This window comes from Sphingopyxis sp. 550A, from assembly GCF_053569535.1.
Window position 1 is genome coordinate 3332117 of sequence record NZ_CM131615.1, and the last position, 19451, is coordinate 3351567.

Consider the following 19451-nt stretch of genomic DNA (forward strand, 5'->3'; position numbering starts at 1 on the left):
CGTCCCCGCCCGATTGACGCTCCCCGCCAGATGGTTACACCTTCAACCAATCACCGCAAAAAGGGGCACCCACTCGATGCGCAAAATCGCCTTGCTCGGCGCGAGCCTTCTCATCCTCGCCGCCCGGCCCCTCCTCGCTCAGGAAAGCCCCGCCTCCGAACCGGCCGCCGCGGCCGAAGCGGGACCGGCCTCGGCCATCGGCAGCGCGCGCAAGGGGCCCGAACGCCGCTTCACCGGCGAGGATCTGTTCGACCTCACCGCCGCCGCCGATCCGCAGATCAGCCCCGACGGGCGCCGCATCGCCTACGTCCGCCGCGCCAACGACATCATGGCCGACCGCGCGGTCAGCAGCATCTGGCTGCTCGACACCCAGACCGGCGCCGAAACCCCGGTCGCGGGCCGCACCGGCGACGCCTTTTCGCCGCGCTGGTCGCCCGACGGCCGGCGCCTCGCCTATGTCTCGACCGAAGGCGGCGGCGCCCAGCTCTGGGTGCGCTGGATGGACGGCGGCGAGGCGGCGAAGCTGACCGGCCTGCCGACCAGCCCGTCGAGCATCGCCTGGTCGCCCGACGGCCGCTCGATCGCTTACACGATGCTCGTCAAGGACGAAGCGCCGAGCTTCGGCAAGCCCCCCGCGAACAAGCCCGAGGGCGCGAAATGGGCGGACCCTCTCGAGGTGCACGACCTCCTCACCTTCCGCGCCGACGGCCAGGGCCTGATCGAGCCGGGGTTCGAGAAGATCTTTCTCATCGCCGCGACCGGCGGCGCGCCGCGCCAGCTCACCTTCGGCCCCTATCACGACGGCGGCCCGCTGAGCTGGTCGCGCGACGGGACGACGCTTTATTTCAGCGCCGACCGCCGCCCCGACTGGCAGAGCGATCCGCTCGAAAGCAATATCTATGCGCTCGACGTCGCCGGCGGCGCCGTCACCCAGCTCACGACGCGCAAGGGCCCCGACGCGAACCCGCTCGTCTCGCCCGACGGCCGGATGATCGCCTATCTCGGCTTCGACGACCGGCTACGCGCCTATGAGAATGTCGGCCTTTACGTCATGAACCGCGACGGATCGGGCAGCCGCCGCCTCGCCGCCGCCTGGGATTACAGCGTCGACGGCGCCGCATGGGACGCCGACGGGCGCGGCCTCTATGTCCAGTATGACGAGCGCGGCGAGAGCAAGGTCGCGCGCATCGGCCTCGACGGATCGGTGCGGACCGTCGCCACCGGCCTTGCGAACAGCGAATTCGACCGCCCCTATTCGGGCGGCAGCTTCTCGGTCGCCGCCAACGACGCGATCGCCTTCACCGCGGGCACGCCCATGCGCCCGGCCGAGGTCGCGCTTGCGGCGGGCGGCAAGACGCGCACCCTCACCGATTTGAGCCGCACCCTCGCCGCGACCAAGGCGCTGGGCGAGGTGCGCAAGATCAGCGCGGCGTCGAGCTTCGACGGCCTCGCGATCGACGGCTGGCTGACCTTGCCGCCCGGCTATCGCGAAGGGCAGCGCGTGCCGCTGATCCTCGAAATCCACGGCGGCCCCTTCGCCGCCTATGGCCCGCATTTCGCCGCCGACAACCAGCTTTACGCCGCTGCGGGCTATGCCGTGCTCTCGGCCAACCCCCGCGGCTCGACCAGCTATGGGGAGGCGTTCGCGAACGCGATCGACAAAAACTACCCCGGCAACGACTATTTCGACCTGATGAGCATCGTCGACCGCGCGGTCGAGCTCGGCATCGCCGATCCCGACGCGCTGTTCGTCACCGGCGGTTCGGGCGGCGGGGTGTTGACGAGCTGGATCGTCGGCAAGACCGACCGCTTCAAGGCCGCCGTCGCCCAGAAACCGGTGATCAACTGGACGACGCAGGCGCTCACCGCCGACGGCCCCGCCTTCTTCGGCCGCTACTGGCTGGGCGCGATGCCGTGGGAAAATCAGGCCACTTACTGGAGCCACTCGCCGCTGTCGCTGGTCGGCAACGTCAAGACGCCGACGATGGTCGTCGTCGGCAGCGAGGATTATCGCACCCCGGTCAGCGAGGCCGAGCAATATTACACGGCGCTGCGCCTGCGCGGGGTGCCGACCGCGCTGGTCAAGGTGCCCGGCGCCAGCCACGGCGGCATCGCCGCGCGCCCGTCGCAGGCGGCGGCCAAGGCCTCGGCGATCCTCGCCTGGTTCGAAAAATACCGGAAAGGCTGGACCCCGGCGGCGGGGTCGCCCACGGAAACACCTGCCGCCGCCGCATCCACGCCTTCCTCCCCCGCTTCGGAAACCCCTCAGCCATGATCCTCCGCCCCGCTCTCCTCGCCGCCGCTTTCCCCACCGCTTTCTTCGCCGCCGCGCCCGCCGCCGCGCAGGACATCAGCGCCGCCAACCTCACCGACACCGTCCGCACCCTCGCCTCGGACCAGTTCCAGGGCCGCGCGCCGGGGACGGTCGGCGAGGAGCGGACGATCGGCTATCTGATCGGCCGGCTTCAGGCGCTCGGTCTCGAACCCGCCGGGCCGGACGGCGGCTGGACGCAGCCGGTACCCTTGCTTCACACCCGCCTCGGCACGCCGACCACGCTCGCCTTCGACCGCGGGGGCACGGTGACGCCGCTTCGCCTCGGCACCGACATCTATGTGTCGAGCCAGCAGTCGAAGGACGTCGCCGCGATCGCCGGCGCGCCGATGATCTTCGTCGGCTATGGCGTCCACGCTCCCGAACGCGGCTGGGACGATTTCAAGGGCGTCGATCTCAAGGGCAAGGTCGCGGTCTTTCTCGTCAACGACCCCGATTTCGTCGCGACGAAGGGCGACGACAGCTTCGGCAAGTTCGGCGCCCGCACGATGACCTATTACGGCCGCTGGACCTACAAGTTCGAAGAGGCGGCACGCCGCGGCGCGATTGGCGCGCTGATCGTCCATGACACCGACGGCGCCGGATACGGCTGGAACGTCGTGAAAAGCCCCGGCGGCGAAAACTACAGCCTCGTCGTTCCGCCCGAAAAGATGACCAGCCTCGCATTGCAGGGCTGGATTTCGGGCGACACCGCGACGAAGCTGTTCGCGGATGCCGGGCAGGATCTGGCAAAGCTCCGCCTCACCGCGCGCCGCGCCACCTTCCGCCCGTTCGACCTCGGCACGACCTTCGACGCGGCGATTCCGGTGACGCACGACGTGGTGCAAAGCCAGAATGTCCTCGCCAAAATCCCCGGCGCGAAGCGCCCCGACGAGGTGGTGATGTACGGCGCCCACTGGGACGCCTATGGCGAGGGCAAGCCCGACGAGCAGGGCCGCATCTATCGCGCCGGTGCCAATGACGACGCGCTCGGCGTCGCCGCCCTGTTCGAGATCGCGCGCGGCTTCAAGGCCGCCCCGCCGCCCGACCGCACCCTCCTCTTCGCCTTCTGGACCGCCGAGGAGCGCGGCCTGCTCGGCTCCGAGGCCTATGCCCAGGCGCCCGTCTATCCGGTCGAAAAGACCGTCGCCAATCTCGGCATCGACATCCTCCAGACCGCGGGCCGCGCAAAGGACGTCATCCTCGTCGGCAAGGGCCAGGGCAGCCTCGAGGACGACCTCGCGCGCGTCGCCGCCACCCAAGGCCGCACCGTGTCGGTCGAAAGCCTCCCCGAACGCGGCCTCTTCTTCCGTGCCGACCATTTCAGCATGGCGAAGCGCGGCGTTCCCGTCTTGCTGATGATGGGCATCGCGGGCGCCTCCGACCTCGTGAACGGCGGCAAGACGGCGGGCCAGAAGTGGGTCGATGACTATACCGGCAAATGCTACCATCAGGCCTGCGACGCTTGGGACGCGAGCTGGAATCTCGATGGCTCGGTTCAGGATATCCGGATTTTTTACCGGATCGGTGATGAGCTCGCACGCTCGGCCAAATGGCCACAATGGAGGCCCGGCAGCGAATTCAAGGCGATCCGCGACCAAAGCGCCGCAGCACGGGAATAGGCCGCCGCTTCCGACCGAACTCCGTCATCCCGGCGAAGGCCGGGATCTCATCGGTGCTTTATGTCGATAGGGTGAGATCCCGGCCTTCGCCGGGATGACGAGAATGGTTGGGCATCGTCCGCTTCCCATCCCAAAGCCGACTTCGCTTTGCATTACACCGCCTGAACCGCCGCCAGTTCGCGCGCCAGCACCGCCAGCCCGCGCCACAATCCCGCGCGGTCGATCGCACCGCCCAGCGACACGCGCAGCGCCGGAGCCTTTACCGCGCCCACAGCAAAATCATCCGCCGCGATCGCCATCATCCCGGTCGCGCGCAGCGCGCCCGCGATCCGCGCCGGATCGGCTCCGCCCGGCAACGGCACCCACAGATGATAACCACACGGATGTGCGGCGTAGCTCCCCGCAGGCAACAGCTCTGCGGCGATCGCCTGCCGCGCCACCGCTTCGGCGCGCGTCTCGGCAATCAGCCGGTCGTGGCTCCCGTCCTCCAGCCAGCGCGTCATCAGCGCGGCGTTCAGCGGCGGCGGCATGACGTTGCTTTCGTGCCCCACCGCCGCGATCGCCAGCGCATCCCGCACCGACGGCGCGCGGACATGCGCGATGCGGAGCGCGGGTGAGATGATCTTCGACGCGCTGGCGACATACCAGCCGAGTTCGGGCGCAAAGCTCGACAGCGGCGCGATCGCCCGCTCGGCAAGCTGTCCATAGGCGTCGTCCTCGATCAGCCGCACCCCGTGCCGCCGCGCCACCGCACCGATGGCCGCACGTTCGTCGGCATCGAGCGTGACGGTGGTCGGATTGTCGTTGGTCGGCACGATATAAAGCGCGGCGACCGTCGCACGCCGGCAGAGCGTTTCCAGCGCATCCGCATCGACCCGCGCCAGCGGCGCCAGTCGTAACCCCGCCTGCTTCGCGATCCCCAGGAAACCCGGATAGATATACGCCCCGCACGCCACGACATCGCCTTTTGCCAGCGTCGCGCCGACAATCGCGTGCAGCGCATTCTGCGCCCCTGCGGTCACCACAACCTGATCGGCTTCGCCCGCCAGCCCCAATCGTCCGAAAAGCGCCGCGCCCGCCGCGCGGTCGGCCTCGCGCCCGCCCGCGGGCGTATAGTGCAGCCGCCCGCCCGCGCCCGGTGCGCGGAGCAACGCGCTCGACGTCCGCTCCCACGCCGCGAGCAGCGACCCGCCCATAACCTCGGGCGGCATGTTCATTCCCGTGTCGCGCGGCGGCGGTCCGGCGGCAATCGCATCCTGCGGCAGCACGAAACTCCCGGCGCGGCCGCGCGCACCGATCAACCCGCGCGCGCGCGCCTGCTCATAGGCCCTGGTGACGGTGGTCAGGTCGATCCCGAGCCGTGCGGCGAGATCGCGCTGCGTCGGCAGCCGGTCGCCCGCGCAGAGCGCGCCGGTCTCGATCGCATTCGCGATCGCCTCGGCGATCGCGACATATTTGGCGCCGCTGCTGCGGTCGAGATCGGGAATCCAGCCGTCAGCCATCGCCCTCTACGCTCTCCCCCTTGGCGCGCGCGTGGAGTTGCGCCCACAGCGCGTCGGTGCCCGCCTCCTGTGCGCGGTTTACATATTGCGACGCGACCAGCCAGCCCTTGATCGGCTGAAGCGCCGCAAGGCAAGGGAGAACCATCAACGGCACCGAGACGATCAGGTGCATCCACCACGGCGGATTCAGCGCGACCTCGAACCAGACGACGACGAACAGCAGCGGAAAGGCGATGAAACAGAGCGAAAAAAAGGCCGGCCCGTCGTCAGGCGCGGCGAAATCATAATCGAGCCCGCATTGCGGGCAACGCTCCTGCACCTTCAGCCAGCGCCGGAACATCCGGCCCCCGCCGCAATGCGGACACAGGCCGTGCAGCCCCGTCCTGTATATCCACAACCATTTGTCGCGGCCTTCGAGTTCGGTCATCACCACCATCCATATCCATACACAACTCCATACATAATACCGAGCATGACAAATGTCGAGGGGCAGATTATTTCCCGCGCATGAGCGACGATAAAATCTACATCAGCGCGAACGAGCTTCTCGCCGACTCGCTGCGGCTCGGCATGAAGGTCATCGACAGCGGGTTCGAACCGACGCATCTCGTCGGCATCTGGCGCGGCGGCGCGCCGGTAGGGATCGCGGTGCAGGAACTGCTCGACTATCACGGTCACCACTGTGACCATATCGCGATCCGCACCTCGTCCTACAAAGGCATCGACGATCAGGACCCTCAGGTGCGCGTCTTCGCGCTCGGCTATCTCATCGACACGCTGAACCCAGAGGACCGGCTGCTGATCATCGACGACGTCTTCGATTCGGGGCGCAGCATCCGCGCCTTCATCGCCGAGCTTCGCGCGCGCTGCCGCCACAATATGCCGCGCGACATCCGCATCGCGACCGTCTGGTTCAAACCTGGCCGCAACGTCACCGATCTCCGACCCGATTTCTTCGTCCACGAAACCGATCGCTGGCTGATCTTCCCGCACGAGATCGACGGGCTGACAGTCGAGGAAATCCGCCGCCACAAACCCGAAGCGGCGATCATTTTGCGCGAGGAGGAATTGCCCCATGACTGACAGTTTCGCTTCCGCGGACGAGCGCGCCGCCTTCATCGCCGGCCTGCCCAAGGCCGAGCTTCATCTCCACATCGAAGGCTCGCTCGAACCCGAACTAATGTTCGAGCTCGCGCAACGCAACGGCGTCGCCATCCCCTTCGCGTCGGTTGAGGAGGTGCGCGCCGCTTATGCTTTCTCGAACCTCCAGGATTTCCTCGACATTTATTATCAGGGGATGGGCGTTCTCCGGACCGAGCAGGATTTCCACGACCTCACCGCCGCCTATCTCGCGCGCGCCCGCGCCGACGGCGTCCGCCACGTCGAAATCTTCTTCGACCCGCAGGGTCATACGATGCGCGGCATCGCCTTCGAGACCATCGTCACCGGCATCACCCGCGCGCTCGACGAAGCACACGCGAAGCATGGCATGACCTCGAAGCTCATTCTCAGTTTCCTCCGTCACCTCAGCGAGGCCGAGGCCGAGGCGACGCTCGACGAGGCGCTGCCTTTTCTGGACCGCATCGCGGGCGTCGGCCTCGACTCCTCCGAGGTCGGCCATCCGCCGTCGAAGTTCGAACGTGTCTTCGCCCGCGCCCGCGACCTCGGGCTGAAGCTCGTCGCCCACGCCGGCGAGGAAGGCCCACCCACCTATGTCCACGAGGCGCTCGACCTTCTCAAGGTCGACCGCATCGACCATGGCAACCGCAGCCTCGAAGATCCCGCTCTCATCGCGCGCCTCGCGAGCGAAGGCATGACCCTCACCGTCTGCCCGCTCTCGAACCTCAAGCTCTGCGTCGTGGGCGACCTCGCCGACCATCCGCTCAAGACGATGCTCGACGCCGGACTGGCGGCAACGGTGAACAGCGATGATCCCAGCTATTTCGGCGGCTATGTGAACGCGAATTATCGGGCCGTCGCCGACGCGCTCGACCTGTCGAAAGCCGACCTCGTGACGCTGGCGCGGAACAGCTTCACCGGCTCCTTCCTCAGCGAGATCGACAAGGCGAAGCATCTCGCGGCGATCGACGCCTACGCCTGATCCTTCGCTATCGCGGATGCAGCTTCGCCAGCGCGATTCCTGCCAGATTCTGCGCGCGGCCGATATGCCGAATGCGCGGCGTCGCCCCCTCCCCCGCCAGCGCGCGAAACGCCGCGAGATGTCCCGCGACCCGGCCATGTGCCCGAACCTTGCCCGTCGCCTGCGCGATCACCGCCGCGGCATCGCCCAGCAGCACGAAATCCTGAAAGCCCCTCTCCCGCGCCAGTCGCAGCGCCGCGATCAGCGACAGCCATTCGGCATCAAGGCTGCTTCCGACCCCGATATCACGCTCGACCATCGCGACACCGCCCGTCACCACCGCGACCTCCATCGGTCCGGGATTCGGACGGCAGCCGCCGTCGAAATATATTTTGGTCCGCCGCGCGATCATCCGCCCCGTCCTAGCCGATCTCAGAATTTCCCGCGCACCGAAAAGGCGAAGATCGGGCCGATCAGTCGATCGCGCTCCTCGACAAAAGCGATCTCGCTCGCGCCGCGCAGTCCCTCATAGACCGTCCGGTCGCGCTTCGAGCGGGCGTTGGTGATATTGTTGATCGAGGCGCGGACGGTCAGCCCCATGACATTCTTGTGCTCGACGAACACAGACGCCCACACCGGACCTTCCCACACCTTGTCGGTCTGGTTGCGGCGATAATTGGGCTGAACGTGCGAATATTCGACATGCCCGCCCCACGCCCAGTCGCTGCCGGGGATGTCATGGCGCAGGTCGGCACTCAGCACCGTGTCGGTAAATCCGCTCCACTGCCGTTTTTCTCCGGTAAAGGGATCGCGCAGCGAGGATTTCTGGAACAGCAGGCTGGTGTCGATCTTGAACCCTTTCAGTCCCGCCGGGTCGAGGTTGATCGTCGAGGTCCATTCGACCGCGCCGGCTTTGGCCTTGGCGATATTGCCGACCGCCTCGCCTTCCGGACCGATCGGGATCACGTCGACCCGGTCCTCGACGTCGCGATAGACGAAATAGAGCTTGGTCGATCCCCAGGCGCCCAGCTTACGGTTGATCTCGAGCTCGTAGCTCCAGTCCTGCTGTGGCCTCAGGTCATTGTTGCTCTGGTTCTCGTTGCCGTCGTTGAGGAAGGCACGCGCGAGGAAATCATAGAAGCTGAGCTGAAGCACCCGCCGCCGGATCTTGAGCGATGCGTCGAAATCGGCCGATGGCGCCCAGGCGAGCGTCAGCGACCCTTTCGGGCGGAAGAAGCTGCGCGTCAGGCCGTTCGGCCCGGTCTGGGTGATCGTCGAATGCTCGGCCCCGGCGGTCAACTGAAAGCTGAAGCTGTCGGTGAGCTTGCGCCCGAAGCTCAGCAGCCCTTCGTAGCGATCCTCGCTGACCCCGCCGGTCCCGCCGTCGAACGGCTGATCGACCCAGGCGCCCGTCGGATCGAGCGTGGCGATCGACGCGATATTGTCAAGCGTGTTGAACGCCGCCTCGCCCGAAAGCTGCCAATCGCCGCCGAGCATCGGCCACTGATATTCGCCGCGCGCGATCGTCTCGCCAATGTCGCCGACCTGTGCGAACCGGTCGCCGGTCGCGGGCGTGCCGTCGTCGGCGATCGTGACGATCTCCTGCGAATAGGGCTCGTGGCTGAACCGGCGCAGCCCGATCAGCTTGAGCTTGCCGGGGCCGACGCCGAACTGATAGTCGCCGCTGACCTCGTAATTCCAGCTATCGGCATTTTCATAGACGGTGCGGAGGCGGTCGGGCTGGCCGGGGCCGGTGCGTACGCCATCCTCGTAATAGCGGTCATATTTGCGCTGAACATGGCCGCCGAGATTGGCGACGGTATCGCCCGGCGGATCCCAGGTGATGCGACCCGACAGCTTCGGCGTGTCATAATGGGTGTTCCAGACATCCTTGCGCCGCTCGACGATGCTGCCCGCGCCGTCATAGATGAGCGTCGGGCCACCAGCGCCGCTGCGTGCCGAATCGTCGTTGCTCAGCGCCGCCTCATATTCAATCTGCCCCGTCCGCCCGCGCACCGACACGTCGGCGCGGGTCAGCAGCGGGTCGGTGTAATGCGCCCGAAATTCGGGCTTCCACGAAAACTGGCCCGAGAAACTGTCGGCGCGATAGACGATGTTCGCGACCTGCCCCGACAATCCAGGGATATCGAGCGTCGCGCCGTCGACGATCTCGATCCGTTCGACATTGCCCGCAGGAATGCGCGAAAGCTGGGTATACATGTCGTCGGCCTTGTTTGACGGCCGCTCGCCGTTGAACAGGACGTTTCCCGTCGCCTGGCCCAGCCCGCGCCGGTCCTCGCTGTCGCGGATCGAAAAACCCGGAACCTGCGCCAGCATGTCATAGGCGTTCTTCGGCGCGTAGCGCGCGAAATCGGCGGGGGTGAAGACCTGCCGCGCCGCGCTGCTCGCACCAGCGGCGATGCCGGTCGATGCGGGCGGCGGCGTGTCACCGGACGGCGCCGCCTCCTGCGCCAGAGCGGGCATGGCGGAGAGGGCGGCGGCAACCGCCGCAAGGCTGGCGGCAAGTTTCACTGGCCGCTCCCGCGCGCCCGGTTCATCGCTCGCGCATAGTCGGGCGACACGTCCATTGCCTTCATCGCGACGACATCGTCGGCGGTCAGATTGCGATAACCCGCCGCGGCGAGGCCGCGCACATAAGGTCCGTCGACATCAAGCGCCTTGCACGCGATCGCATCGCCGACATCGGTCAGGACCATCGCATCCGACTTCAATTCGTGGACATAGGCGGGGGTGACGTCGAGCGCCGCGGCGGCGATCAGGTCGCCGCTATCCTTGGGCTTCACGCCTTCGCGGGTCAGCCCGTCGGCCAGGTCGAGCGTCGCATCGACGAGCAGCATCGCGATCAGCTCGCCGCGGTCATCGGGCCTCAGTCCGCGCGCCGCCAATCCAGCCTCGAACCGCGGATCGGCGGAGAAGCGACAGCTCCCTTCACCCGCGAAAGCGCCTGTCAGCCGGCCCGAGCAAGCGAGCGTCCCCGCATCGTGCGACACGGTGAACGACACCGGCCCCGCGCCGCCCTGCAACGCAGCGCGCGCGGCGCCGAACTCGGCGCGATCGGTCAACGACACATCGCTACTCGACGATGCATGGCTGATGCGCAGATGCTGTTCGGCGGCAGTCGAAGGCACCGCCTTCCAGTCGATAGGATCGACGACCAGCGCATCGGTTGCACCGTTCGGCGCGGCCTGGGCAAGGACCGACAAAAAGGCGGTGCCAGCGGCAAGAATCAGGATCTTCATGGCGTGTTCCTCCCTCCACGCGCCAGGCGAGCGTCAGCGCTCGCCGCGGCGGCGGCGTTTCAAAAGCAAGGTTCGATCAACGGAAGCTGCGGTTGGACGAATGTCCGAGCGTCAGTTTTCGGGCGGCGCCGGCGGTTCGGGCGGCCGGGGAAATTCGATGCGCGCAACGCGGCCGTCGGCGCCTCGCGCCTCGATCACGCCGCGGCCGATATCGACCGTCGCCCGCTCTTCGCTGCGGGTCACGGTCCTTCCCGGCGCGCCGCGCGTCATTCCGGTCGCGCGCAGTTCGATCGCCTCGTCGGGGCTCTTCAGCGCGTAACCGGCGCCGCGCATCTTCCGGATATAGTCGCCGGTGACCCCCATCGCGCGCAGTGCGGTCAAATCGTCGATCGACAGGTTGCGAAACTCGCTCTTCATTTCGCGAGCATAGCGGGGCTCGATATGCAGCGCCGAGGCACCGATCAGATCGTCCATGGAAGCGCCCGGAAAGACGCCGCGCATCGCGCGGATATAGGCGGGGTCGGCCCCCACCGCCTTCGCCGCGATAATGTCGTCAGGGTCCATCGAGCCGCCATGCTCGCGCATCTGCGCCACATATTCGGGGGTCACGCCGACCGCGCGCATACCGACGAGCTGGTCGGCTGTGAGCGGCTTCTGCGCGGCTGCGGCGGGCGCGGTCTCTCCGCCCACGGCCGCGACGGACGGAGGCGTCGCGGCCGGGGCGGCGGCGGCGAAAGGAACCGGGGAGTCCTTTGCCGCCCTATCGAAATCGGCGCCCGTTTCCGCCGTCGCCGAAAAGGCGGCGAGCGGCGCGGTGACGCCCGCGAGCAGCACCAGGCTCATCAGCATCCAGCTCACGCTCGCGGGGCCGCGCTTCAGGCTGCCGTCGAGCACGCGGGTGATCCGGCGCTTGAGGCTGCCCTTGCCCGGCGCGACGCCGTGCGCGGCGAGCAGCGCGCCCTGATTGTCGTGGCGCGCGGCGCCGACAAGCAGGCTCGCATAATCGGGGCCGTCGATATCGGCCATCAGCACCGCATCGTCGGCGGCTTCTTCACGCAACTGATGGCTTTCGCGCGCCAGCATCCACACCAGCGGATTGAACCAGAAGAGCGCGCAGACGGCGCGCGCGCCGAGCAGCTTCGCCCAGTCAAGCCGCGCGACATGCGCCAGTTCGTGCGCGATGATCGCCTCGGCCTCATCGACCGCGTCGACCGTGACCGGGCTCAGCACGATCGTCGGGCGCAGCACGCCCCAACTGATCGGCGAGCGCAATTCACGGCTGACGAGCAGCGCGGTGCCGTGCTTGAACCCCATACGCCGCTGCGCCTCGGCGAGCGCCGACAGCCACGACCCCTCGGTCAGCACTTCGGCCCGGTCGCGCATCGCGAACAGCCGCACCACCGCAAGCAGCATCATTCCGCACAGCAACGCCAATGGGATCGCATAGAGAAAGGGCGCGAGATCGCCGACCTCCGGCAGCGCAAAACCCGCCGTATCGGCCGCGCTCGAAGCGGCGGGCGCGGTCACCGGCAACGCCTGCGCCGTCGAAGCGGTCGCTGCCGGCGCCGCAACGACCGGCGCGGCTTCAGCCGCGACGGTCCAGCTTGCGGGAAGCGGCGCCCACGTCGGCAGCAACAGCATCGCGGCGGGAAGCGCGAGCAGCGCAACGATCCCGGCGTGCGCGATCAGCGACCGCTCGCCCGCAGAGCGCGACCGCGCAAGCCGGAGCAGGATCAGGGTCAGCCCCGCGACCGCGGCGGATTTCCAGGCAAGGCCCAGCAGCATGGCGGTGGTGATCATCACTGGTCTCTCCCTTCGCGTGCTTTCGCGATCATTTTTTCCAGCTCGTCGAGTTCCGAAGCCTTCATCCCGTCCTGCATCCCGAGCAATGCCGCGGCGGCGCTCGTCGCCGATCCGTTGAAGAAGACGCGCACGACCTGGCTCAGCGCCGACTTGCGCGCGGTTTTGTCCGACACGCTCGGCGTATAGACGAAACCGCGCTCGGACGCCTCGCGCGCCACGAAGCCTTTGGCCTCGAGCCGCTTCAGCATCGCGCGGATCGCCGATCCCGACAGCGCGTCGCTCAGCGCCTCGCCGATTTCGGTCACCGTGGAGGCGCCGCGTTCATAGAGAATATCGACGATCTCGCGTTCTCGCGGGGGCAGGCTCGACAGCATTTCCGAATCACCTCATGCGCTACATTTGTAGCGTGCTACATTTGTAGCGCACGGTTGGCAAGAGATTTATTCGGATAATACACGAGGGCGCCAGCGTCGGCTATGGGGTGGAGAACAGCCGTGGCCGATCCTCCCTGTCGCGCAGCGATGGGGAGGTGGCAGCGCGAAGCGCTGACGGAGGGGCCTTTGGCGCAACCGTCGCAGCCCCTCCACCACCGCTTCGCGGCGGTCCCCCTCCCCACGGCTGCGCCGCAGGGAGGATCAAGGTCGGCTTTCGGTCGGAACCCGCCATTCCACAGATTCGCGCAGAGGCGCAGAGGTGTAAGCTCTTCATCTCTGCGCCTCTGCGCGAATCCCGTTCAAAGCCGCCTTGACGGTCGCGCCGTCCATCGCCGAAGCCCCCCTCTCAGGCCGCCAGCACCTTCGCCATCATCCGTTCTTCCTTCGCAACCCACGGCGCCAAGGTGGGGCGCGACAGGATCGCCTCGCTCCACGCCGCGATCCGCGGATGCGTCGCCGCGTCGATGCACGACCCGCAATGCCGCAGATTCACGAGCGGCGAGACAGCCGCCAGGTCGGCGAGGGTGAAGCGGTCGCCGACGAGATAACCCGAGGCCGGAATCGCCCTCTCCAGATAGTCGAGCAGTTTCGGTAACTCTTCCGTCTCGGCCTCTGCAGCGGCGGCGAGGTCGCCCTCGCGACCGAGGAATTTCGGCGAGACGATGCGGTTGAAGAACATCTTGCCGCCGCACGCCGCGAACACCGTATCGCCGAACTCGTCCCACCAGACCACGCGCCCGCGCTCCCGCGGGTCGGCGGGGATCAGCGGCGGTTCGGGATGCCTGGCTTCCAGATAATGGATGATAGCGCTCGAATCGGCGAGGAGAAAGCCGTCGTCGTCCATCGCGGGCATCTTGCCGAGCGGCGACGCCGCGCGAAATCCCGGATCGGGGTCGCCGATCCCCACGCCCTGCAGTTCGAAATCGATCCCTTTCTCGCCGAGATAGCCCAGCAGTTTGCGGACGAATGGCGATACGATCGAACCATAGATGATCATGCAATTCCCTCTCTTTCGCGCTCCGGTCGCAGCATATGCGAATGCCGGCCCGGCGCAACGGCCGCCATCGCCGGAATGGCCACGAAATCATCTTGCCATCATTTCCCCTCCGTATAAGGTCGCGGCCGGAGGGGGGATGCTGCTGCGGCAGCCATCAGGCAGGATAAGCAAAAATGCGCCCTTCGTCCTGGGCAGATCGGCTTGTGGCGCTGCTCGTCCGATTTGTCGGTCTCGTCATCCTGCTCGCGACGCTCGTCGCCGCGGCCGCCAGCTTTCTCTACAATCAGGCCGAGGATGCCGACCTTGCCGATCGCGTCGCGATGCAGGTCAACATGCGGCTGCGCGATCATGTCGCGGTGCTGCAAGGGGTGCGTGCGCTCTATCAGTCGGCACCCGCCACCCACGGGCCGAGCATCCGCGCCTATATCGCCGCGCTGCGGCCCGAGGAGCGCGCGCCCGGCATGGAGGGGATCGGCATCGCGGTGGCGATCCGGCAAGGCACCCCCGCGGCCGCCGAGGCGATGTTGCGCGAAAATTACGGACGCGACATCAAGGTCTGGCCCGCGACCAGTCAGCCGGTCGGCTTTCCCATCGTCCTCATCGAACCCTATAATCCGCGCCGCAAGAACGCGCTCGGATATGACATGTACAGCGAGCCGGTCCGGCGCGAGGCGATGCGCCGGGCGTGGCAGACCGGCGCCCCCGCCGCGAGCGGCCTTGTGCGGCTACAGCAGGAAAACGGGGCGGCGCAAAAACAGTCCGGCTTCCTCGTCTATCTTCCGATCTATGCCGCCGAGGCGGCGCCGGTGGCGGGGTCGACCGAACGGCCGATCGAGGCCTTCGTCTACGCCCCGTTTCGCACCACCGACCTGTTCACCGCGGTGCTCGGATCGCAGCTCGCCACGATCCGTGGCGTGGAAATCTACGCGGGCGATGGCCCCTCGGCGCCGCTCGCCTTCCGCCACGGAACGATGGGATGGGACACGCACACCGAAAAGCTGCGCGTCGCCGACCGGGTGTGGACGATGCGCATCTCCTACGGCCGCCAGTTCGAGCGACTCGGCCGGCCCCTCGCCATCTTCCTGTTCGGTCTCGCGCTGGCGCTGCTCGCGACCCAGCTCCACCGCGTCCAGCAGCGCCGCGTCGGCGCGGCGCAGGCGCTCGCCGAGCAGCAGGCGCGCCATGCCGAGGATCGCGAGCTGATGATCGGCGAGATGGCGCACCGGATGAAGAACGCCCTTGCGCGCATCAGCGCGCTGGCGCGGATCACGCTGCGCGAATCAACGAGCCTCGAGGATTTCGAGACGCGCTTCGACGGCCGGATGCGCGCGCTGTCGGAAACCAAGCAGATGATCGTCACCGGCGCGGTGAGCAGCGTCGAACTCGGCCGCATCATCCGCCGCGAGCTCGAGGTCGCGGGCTGGCCCGCCGAGCGCATCGCCGCCCTCGACGGCCCCGACGTGCGGCTCGACGACGAAAGCGCGCAAGCCATCTCGCTCGCCATCCACGAATTCGTCACCAACAGCGTCAAATATGGCGCGCTGTCGGGCACCGGCGACCTCGCCGTCGACTGGCGGCAGGACGGCGACGCGATCGAACTGAACTGGGTCGAAACCGGGCTCGCCGAAACCCCGCATATCGAAAGCGAGAGCTTCGGCACCCGGTTCATCCGCACCCTGATCGAACGCCAGCTCAAGGGAAGCTGGACCCGCGCCGCCGTCGACCACGGTCTTTCCATCACGCTGCGTTGGCCGGTTCATGTCGCCTGACGTGCGCTGGCACATCTGGATCGATCGCGGCGGCACCTTCACCGACGTCGTTGCCCGACGCCCCGACGGCACGATCGTCACCGCCAAATATCTCTCCGAAGACCCCGCGCGCGCCGGCGACGCCGCCGTGAATGCCATCCGCGACCTCACCGGCGCAGACAGCGGACCACTGCCGCCGCTCGCGATCCGCATGGGATCGACCGTCGCGACCAACGCGCTCCTCGAACGCAAGGGCGAACCGACCCTGCTCGCGATCACGCGGGGTTTCGGCGATGCGCTGACGATCGGCTATCAGGATCGCCCCGACCTCTTCGCGCGCGCGCTCCACCGCATTCCGCCGCCGCACGCGATGGTCGCCGAAATCGCCGAACGCGTGAGCCCCGAAGGCGACATCCTCACGCCGCTCGACGAGGATACCGCGCGCCGGTCACTGCAAGCCGCACGCGACCGCGGCCTGTCCAGCATCGCGATCGTCCTCATGCACGGCTATCGCTACCCCGCGCACGAGGTTCGCCTTGCCGCCATCGCGCGCGAACTCGGCTTCGCGCAAATCTCGACGAGCCACGAGGTCAGCGCGCTGATCAAGCTCGTCGGCCGCGGCGACACCACGCTCGCCGATGCCTATCTCTCGCCCGTCCTGCGCCACTATGTCGATCAATTCTGCGCCCAGCTCGGCGGCGATACCGACCCCCAATTCATGAAAAGCTCGGGCGGCCTCGCCTCCGCCGCCGCCTTCCATGGCCGCGACGCGATCCTTTCGGGCCCCGCGGGCGGCATCGTCGGCATGGTCGGTAGCGCCGCGCCGCTGGGCAAAACCCGCCTGATCGGCTTCGACATGGGCGGCACCTCGACCGACGTCAGCCATTATGCCGGCCGCTTGGAGCGCGACAATGAAACGATCGTCGCGGGCACCCGCATCCGTGCCCCGATGCTGCGCATCCATACGGTGGCCGCGGGCGGCGGGTCGATCTGCCGCTGGGACGGCGCGCGCCTCACCGTCGGCCCCGAAAGCGCGGGCGCCAACCCCGGGCCCGCCGCCTATGGCCGTGGCGGGCCGCTGACCGTCACTGACTGCAACGTCCTGCTCGGCAAGATCCAGCCCGGTCATTTTCCGAAGCTCTTCGGCCCGAACGGCGACCGGCCGCTCGACGGCGCGGTGGTCGCGGAGCAATTCGCCGCCATGGCCGCCGAGGTCGGGGGCATCACCCGCGAAGCTCTCGCCGAAGGCCTGCTCGCGATCGCGGTCCAGCAGATGGCGAACGCGATCAAGCGCATCACCATCGCGCGCGGCCACGATGTGACGCAGGGCTACAGCCTCGTCGGCTTCGGCGGCGCCGCGGGCCAGCATGCCTGCCTCGTCGCCGACGCGCTCGGCATCGACGAAATCTTGCTCCACCCGCTCGCCGGGGTGCTGTCCGCCTATGGCATGGGGCTCGCGAGGCCGTCGGCGATCCGCGAGCGCACGCTGGCGCTGCCGCTCGACGAAAAGTGCGCTGCAACGCTCGCCGCCGCCGAAGCCGACCTTTCCGCCCAGGCCCGCACCGACCTCGCGCCCGGTGCCGAAACGACCCGTGAAACCCTGCTTTTCGTCCGCCTCGCCGACAGCGACAATGCCATCGAGCTCCCGCTCGCGTCGCCGCAGGAGGTCGCGCGGGCCTTCGCCGCCGCCTTCCGCCAGCGCTTCGGCTACGCCCCGCACGTCGATCTGGTGATCGACCGCATCCGCGTCGAGCTGACCGAAACGGGCGGCACTCCCGCCGCCTTGCCGCCTCCCGCCGCGGCGACCGAAGCCGCCCCCGAAATCGCCACCGCCTGGCTCGCGGGCGCCCCCTGCGAAGTCCCGCTGCACCAGCGCAGCGCCCTCGCTCCCGGCCGCACCATTGCGGGACCGGCGATCATCGTCGACCCACTCTCGACCACGGTGATCGAACCGGGCTGGACCGCGACGGTGAAACAGGAAGGAACGCTGCGGCTCGCCAAGACAATCCTCCCCGTCGCGCAGCGATGGGGAGGTAGCAGCCCCGCAGGGGCTGACGGAAGGGCCGAGCGCGCAGCCCCTCCACCGTCCTTCGGACGGTCCCCCTCCGCATCGCTACGCGACAGCGAGGATCAAAAGGCATCCCCCGACCCCATCCGCCTCGAAATCTTCAACAGCCTGTTCATGGCGATCGCCGAGGAAATGGGCGGCGCGCTTCAGCACAGCGCCTCGTCGATCAATATCCGCGAGCGGCTCGATTTCTCCTGCGCGATCTTCGACGGCGAAGGCCGCCTCGTCGCCAACGCCCCGCACATGCCCGTCCACCTCGGCTCGATGGGCGAAAGCGTCCGCACCATCCTCCGCCAGCGGTCCAGCGATGCTCGCGGCATAAGGCGCGGCGATGCCTATGCCCTCAACGCCCCCTATGACGGCGGCACCCACCTCCCTGACATCACCGTCATCATGCCGGTGTTCGTGGAGGGCGAAGAACCGAACTTCTTCGTTGCCGCGCGCGGCCACCACGCCGACCTCGGCGGCATCGCCCCCGGTTCGATGCCGCCGGGCAGCACCAGCATCGATCAGGAAGGCATTCTCTTCGACAACCGGCTGATCGTGGACGACGGACACTTCCTCGACGCCGACGTTCACGCGCATCTGACCGCCGGCGACTGGCCCGCCCGCAACCCCGCGCTCAACATCGCCGACCTCAAGGCGCAGGTCGCCGCCTGCCAGCGCGGCGCCAGCGCGCTCGCCGACCTCAGCGCCGCGCACGGCGCCGTCACCGTCGCCGCCTATATGGCGCACGGCCAGGCACAGGCCGAGACCGCGGTCCGCCAGCTCATCGCCCGTTTGAGCGACGGCCGGTTCCGCTACGCGATGGACAATGGCGCCGAGGTCGCGGTGGCGGTCCGCGTCGATCGCGAGGCGCGCCACGTCACCATCGACTTCACCGGCTCGTCGCCGACGCTCCCCGACAATTTCAACGCCCCGCTCCCGGTCGTCCGCGCCGCCGTCCTCTATGTGCTGAGGACCATGCTCGACGATCCGATCCCGATGAACGAGGGTTGCCTTGCCCCGGTCACCCTGATCGTTCCGCAGGATTCGATGTTGTCCCCCAGCTATCCCGCCGCCGTCGTTGCGGGCAATGTCGAGACCAGTCAGGTCATCACCGACGCGCTGTTCGCGGCCTTCGGCGCAATGGCTCCGGCACAGGGGACGATGAACAATTTCACCTTCGGCGACGAAACGCGCCAATATTATGAGACGATCGCGGGCGGCTCGGGCGCCGGGCCGGGCTTCGACGGCACCGCCGTGATCCAGACCCACATGACCAACAGCCGCATGACCGACCCCGAAGTGATGGAAACGCGCTTCCCGGTGATCGTCGAGGAATTTTCGATCCGCCATGGCTCGGGCGGCCGGGGCCGCTGGCACGGCGGCGACGGCGCGACCCGCCGCATCCGCTTCCGCGAACCGATGGCGGCGAACATCCTCGCGAACCGCCGAAAGATCGCGCCAAAGGGCCTCGCGGGTGGCGAAGACGGCGTCCCCGGCCGCAACTGGATCGAACGCGCCGACGGCCGGATCGAGATGCTCGCCGCCACCGGTAGCGCCGACCTTGCCGCTGGCGACGCCTTCGTGATCGAAACCCCGGGCGGCGGCGGCTATCGGGAAGCGGAGGGGGAATAGTTTGAT

At 67.8% G+C, this 19451-nt stretch carries 14 protein-coding genes; 6 read left to right on the forward strand and 8 right to left on the reverse strand.

The features are described from left to right. Window positions 1-76 precede the first annotated feature (76 nt). Window positions 77-2275: a prolyl oligopeptidase family serine peptidase gene (locus ACVENA_RS16115; RefSeq protein ID WP_449326179.1), complete on the forward strand. Its 2199-nt coding sequence runs from the start codon at window positions 77-79 to the stop codon at window positions 2273-2275. Continuing rightward, window positions 2272-3933 (forward strand): M20/M25/M40 family metallo-hydrolase, encoded by a 1662-nt coding sequence (locus ACVENA_RS16120; protein ID WP_449326180.1) that lies wholly within the window; start codon window positions 2272-2274, stop codon window positions 3931-3933. The genes ACVENA_RS16115 and ACVENA_RS16120 overlap by 4 nt, the downstream gene beginning before the upstream one ends. A 152-nt stretch (window positions 3934-4085) precedes the next feature. Here the strand turns inward: ACVENA_RS16120 and ACVENA_RS16125 are convergent, their stop codons facing one another. Further along, window positions 4086-5435: an aminotransferase-like domain-containing protein gene (locus ACVENA_RS16125; protein ID WP_449326181.1), complete on the reverse strand. Its 1350-nt coding sequence runs from the start codon at window positions 5433-5435 to the stop codon at window positions 4086-4088. Further along, window positions 5428-5862: a DUF983 domain-containing protein gene (locus ACVENA_RS16130; protein WP_449326182.1), complete on the reverse strand. Its 435-nt coding sequence runs from the start codon at window positions 5860-5862 to the stop codon at window positions 5428-5430. The genes ACVENA_RS16125 and ACVENA_RS16130 overlap by 8 nt, the downstream gene beginning before the upstream one ends. Window positions 5863-5942: 80 nt before the next feature. Between ACVENA_RS16130 and ACVENA_RS16135 the strand changes: the two genes are divergently transcribed. Then, on the forward strand, window positions 5943-6518 hold the full coding sequence (locus ACVENA_RS16135; protein WP_449326183.1) for a phosphoribosyltransferase: 576 nt from the start codon (window positions 5943-5945) through the stop codon (window positions 6516-6518). Continuing rightward, on the forward strand, window positions 6511-7536 hold the full coding sequence (locus tag ACVENA_RS16140) for an adenosine deaminase (protein ID WP_449326184.1): 1026 nt from the start codon (window positions 6511-6513) through the stop codon (window positions 7534-7536). The genes ACVENA_RS16135 and ACVENA_RS16140 overlap by 8 nt, the downstream gene beginning before the upstream one ends. Before the next feature lie 7 nt (window positions 7537-7543). On the opposite strand, the gene ACVENA_RS16145 is transcribed toward ACVENA_RS16140, so the two are convergent. The 6 genes from ACVENA_RS16145 to ACVENA_RS16170 form a co-directional block, all read right to left on the reverse strand. Then, complete coding sequence (locus ACVENA_RS16145) at window positions 7544-7927, reverse strand: reverse transcriptase-like protein (RefSeq protein ID WP_449326185.1); 384 nt, start codon at window positions 7925-7927, stop codon at window positions 7544-7546. Between the two features lie 20 nt (window positions 7928-7947). Beyond that, window positions 7948-10047 carry a TonB-dependent receptor plug domain-containing protein gene (locus ACVENA_RS16150; protein ID WP_449326186.1) on the reverse strand — a complete coding sequence of 700 codons (2100 nt, stop codon included), beginning with the start codon at window positions 10045-10047 and terminating at the stop codon, window positions 7948-7950. Then, complete coding sequence (locus tag ACVENA_RS16155; RefSeq protein WP_449326187.1) at window positions 10044-10775, reverse strand: hypothetical protein; 732 nt, start codon at window positions 10773-10775, stop codon at window positions 10044-10046. The genes ACVENA_RS16150 and ACVENA_RS16155 overlap by 4 nt, the downstream gene beginning before the upstream one ends. A 111-nt stretch (window positions 10776-10886) precedes the next feature. Beyond that, complete coding sequence (locus ACVENA_RS16160) at window positions 10887-12575, reverse strand: M56 family metallopeptidase (RefSeq protein WP_449326188.1); 1689 nt, start codon at window positions 12573-12575, stop codon at window positions 10887-10889. Next, window positions 12575-12952, reverse strand: coding sequence for a BlaI/MecI/CopY family transcriptional regulator (locus ACVENA_RS16165; RefSeq protein WP_449326189.1), 378 nt, complete (start codon window positions 12950-12952; stop codon window positions 12575-12577). Before ACVENA_RS16165 ends, ACVENA_RS16160 begins: the two co-directional genes overlap by 1 nt. Window positions 12953-13358: 406 nt before the next feature. After that, window positions 13359-14009 carry a glutathione S-transferase family protein gene (locus ACVENA_RS16170; RefSeq protein ID WP_449326190.1) on the reverse strand — a complete coding sequence of 217 codons (651 nt, stop codon included), beginning with the start codon at window positions 14007-14009 and terminating at the stop codon, window positions 13359-13361. A 173-nt stretch (window positions 14010-14182) separates the two neighbouring features. Here ACVENA_RS16170 and ACVENA_RS16175 point away from each other — a divergent pair, with 173 nt between their 5' ends. Both ACVENA_RS16175 and ACVENA_RS16180 read left to right on the forward strand, forming a co-directional pair. After that, window positions 14183-15778 carry a CHASE domain-containing protein gene (locus ACVENA_RS16175; protein ID WP_449326191.1) on the forward strand — a complete coding sequence of 532 codons (1596 nt, stop codon included), beginning with the start codon at window positions 14183-14185 and terminating at the stop codon, window positions 15776-15778. Continuing rightward, window positions 15768-19445: a hydantoinase B/oxoprolinase family protein gene (locus ACVENA_RS16180; RefSeq protein ID WP_449326192.1), complete on the forward strand. Its 3678-nt coding sequence runs from the start codon at window positions 15768-15770 to the stop codon at window positions 19443-19445. The genes ACVENA_RS16175 and ACVENA_RS16180 overlap by 11 nt, the downstream gene beginning before the upstream one ends. The last annotated feature ends 6 nt before the right edge of the window (window positions 19446-19451 follow it).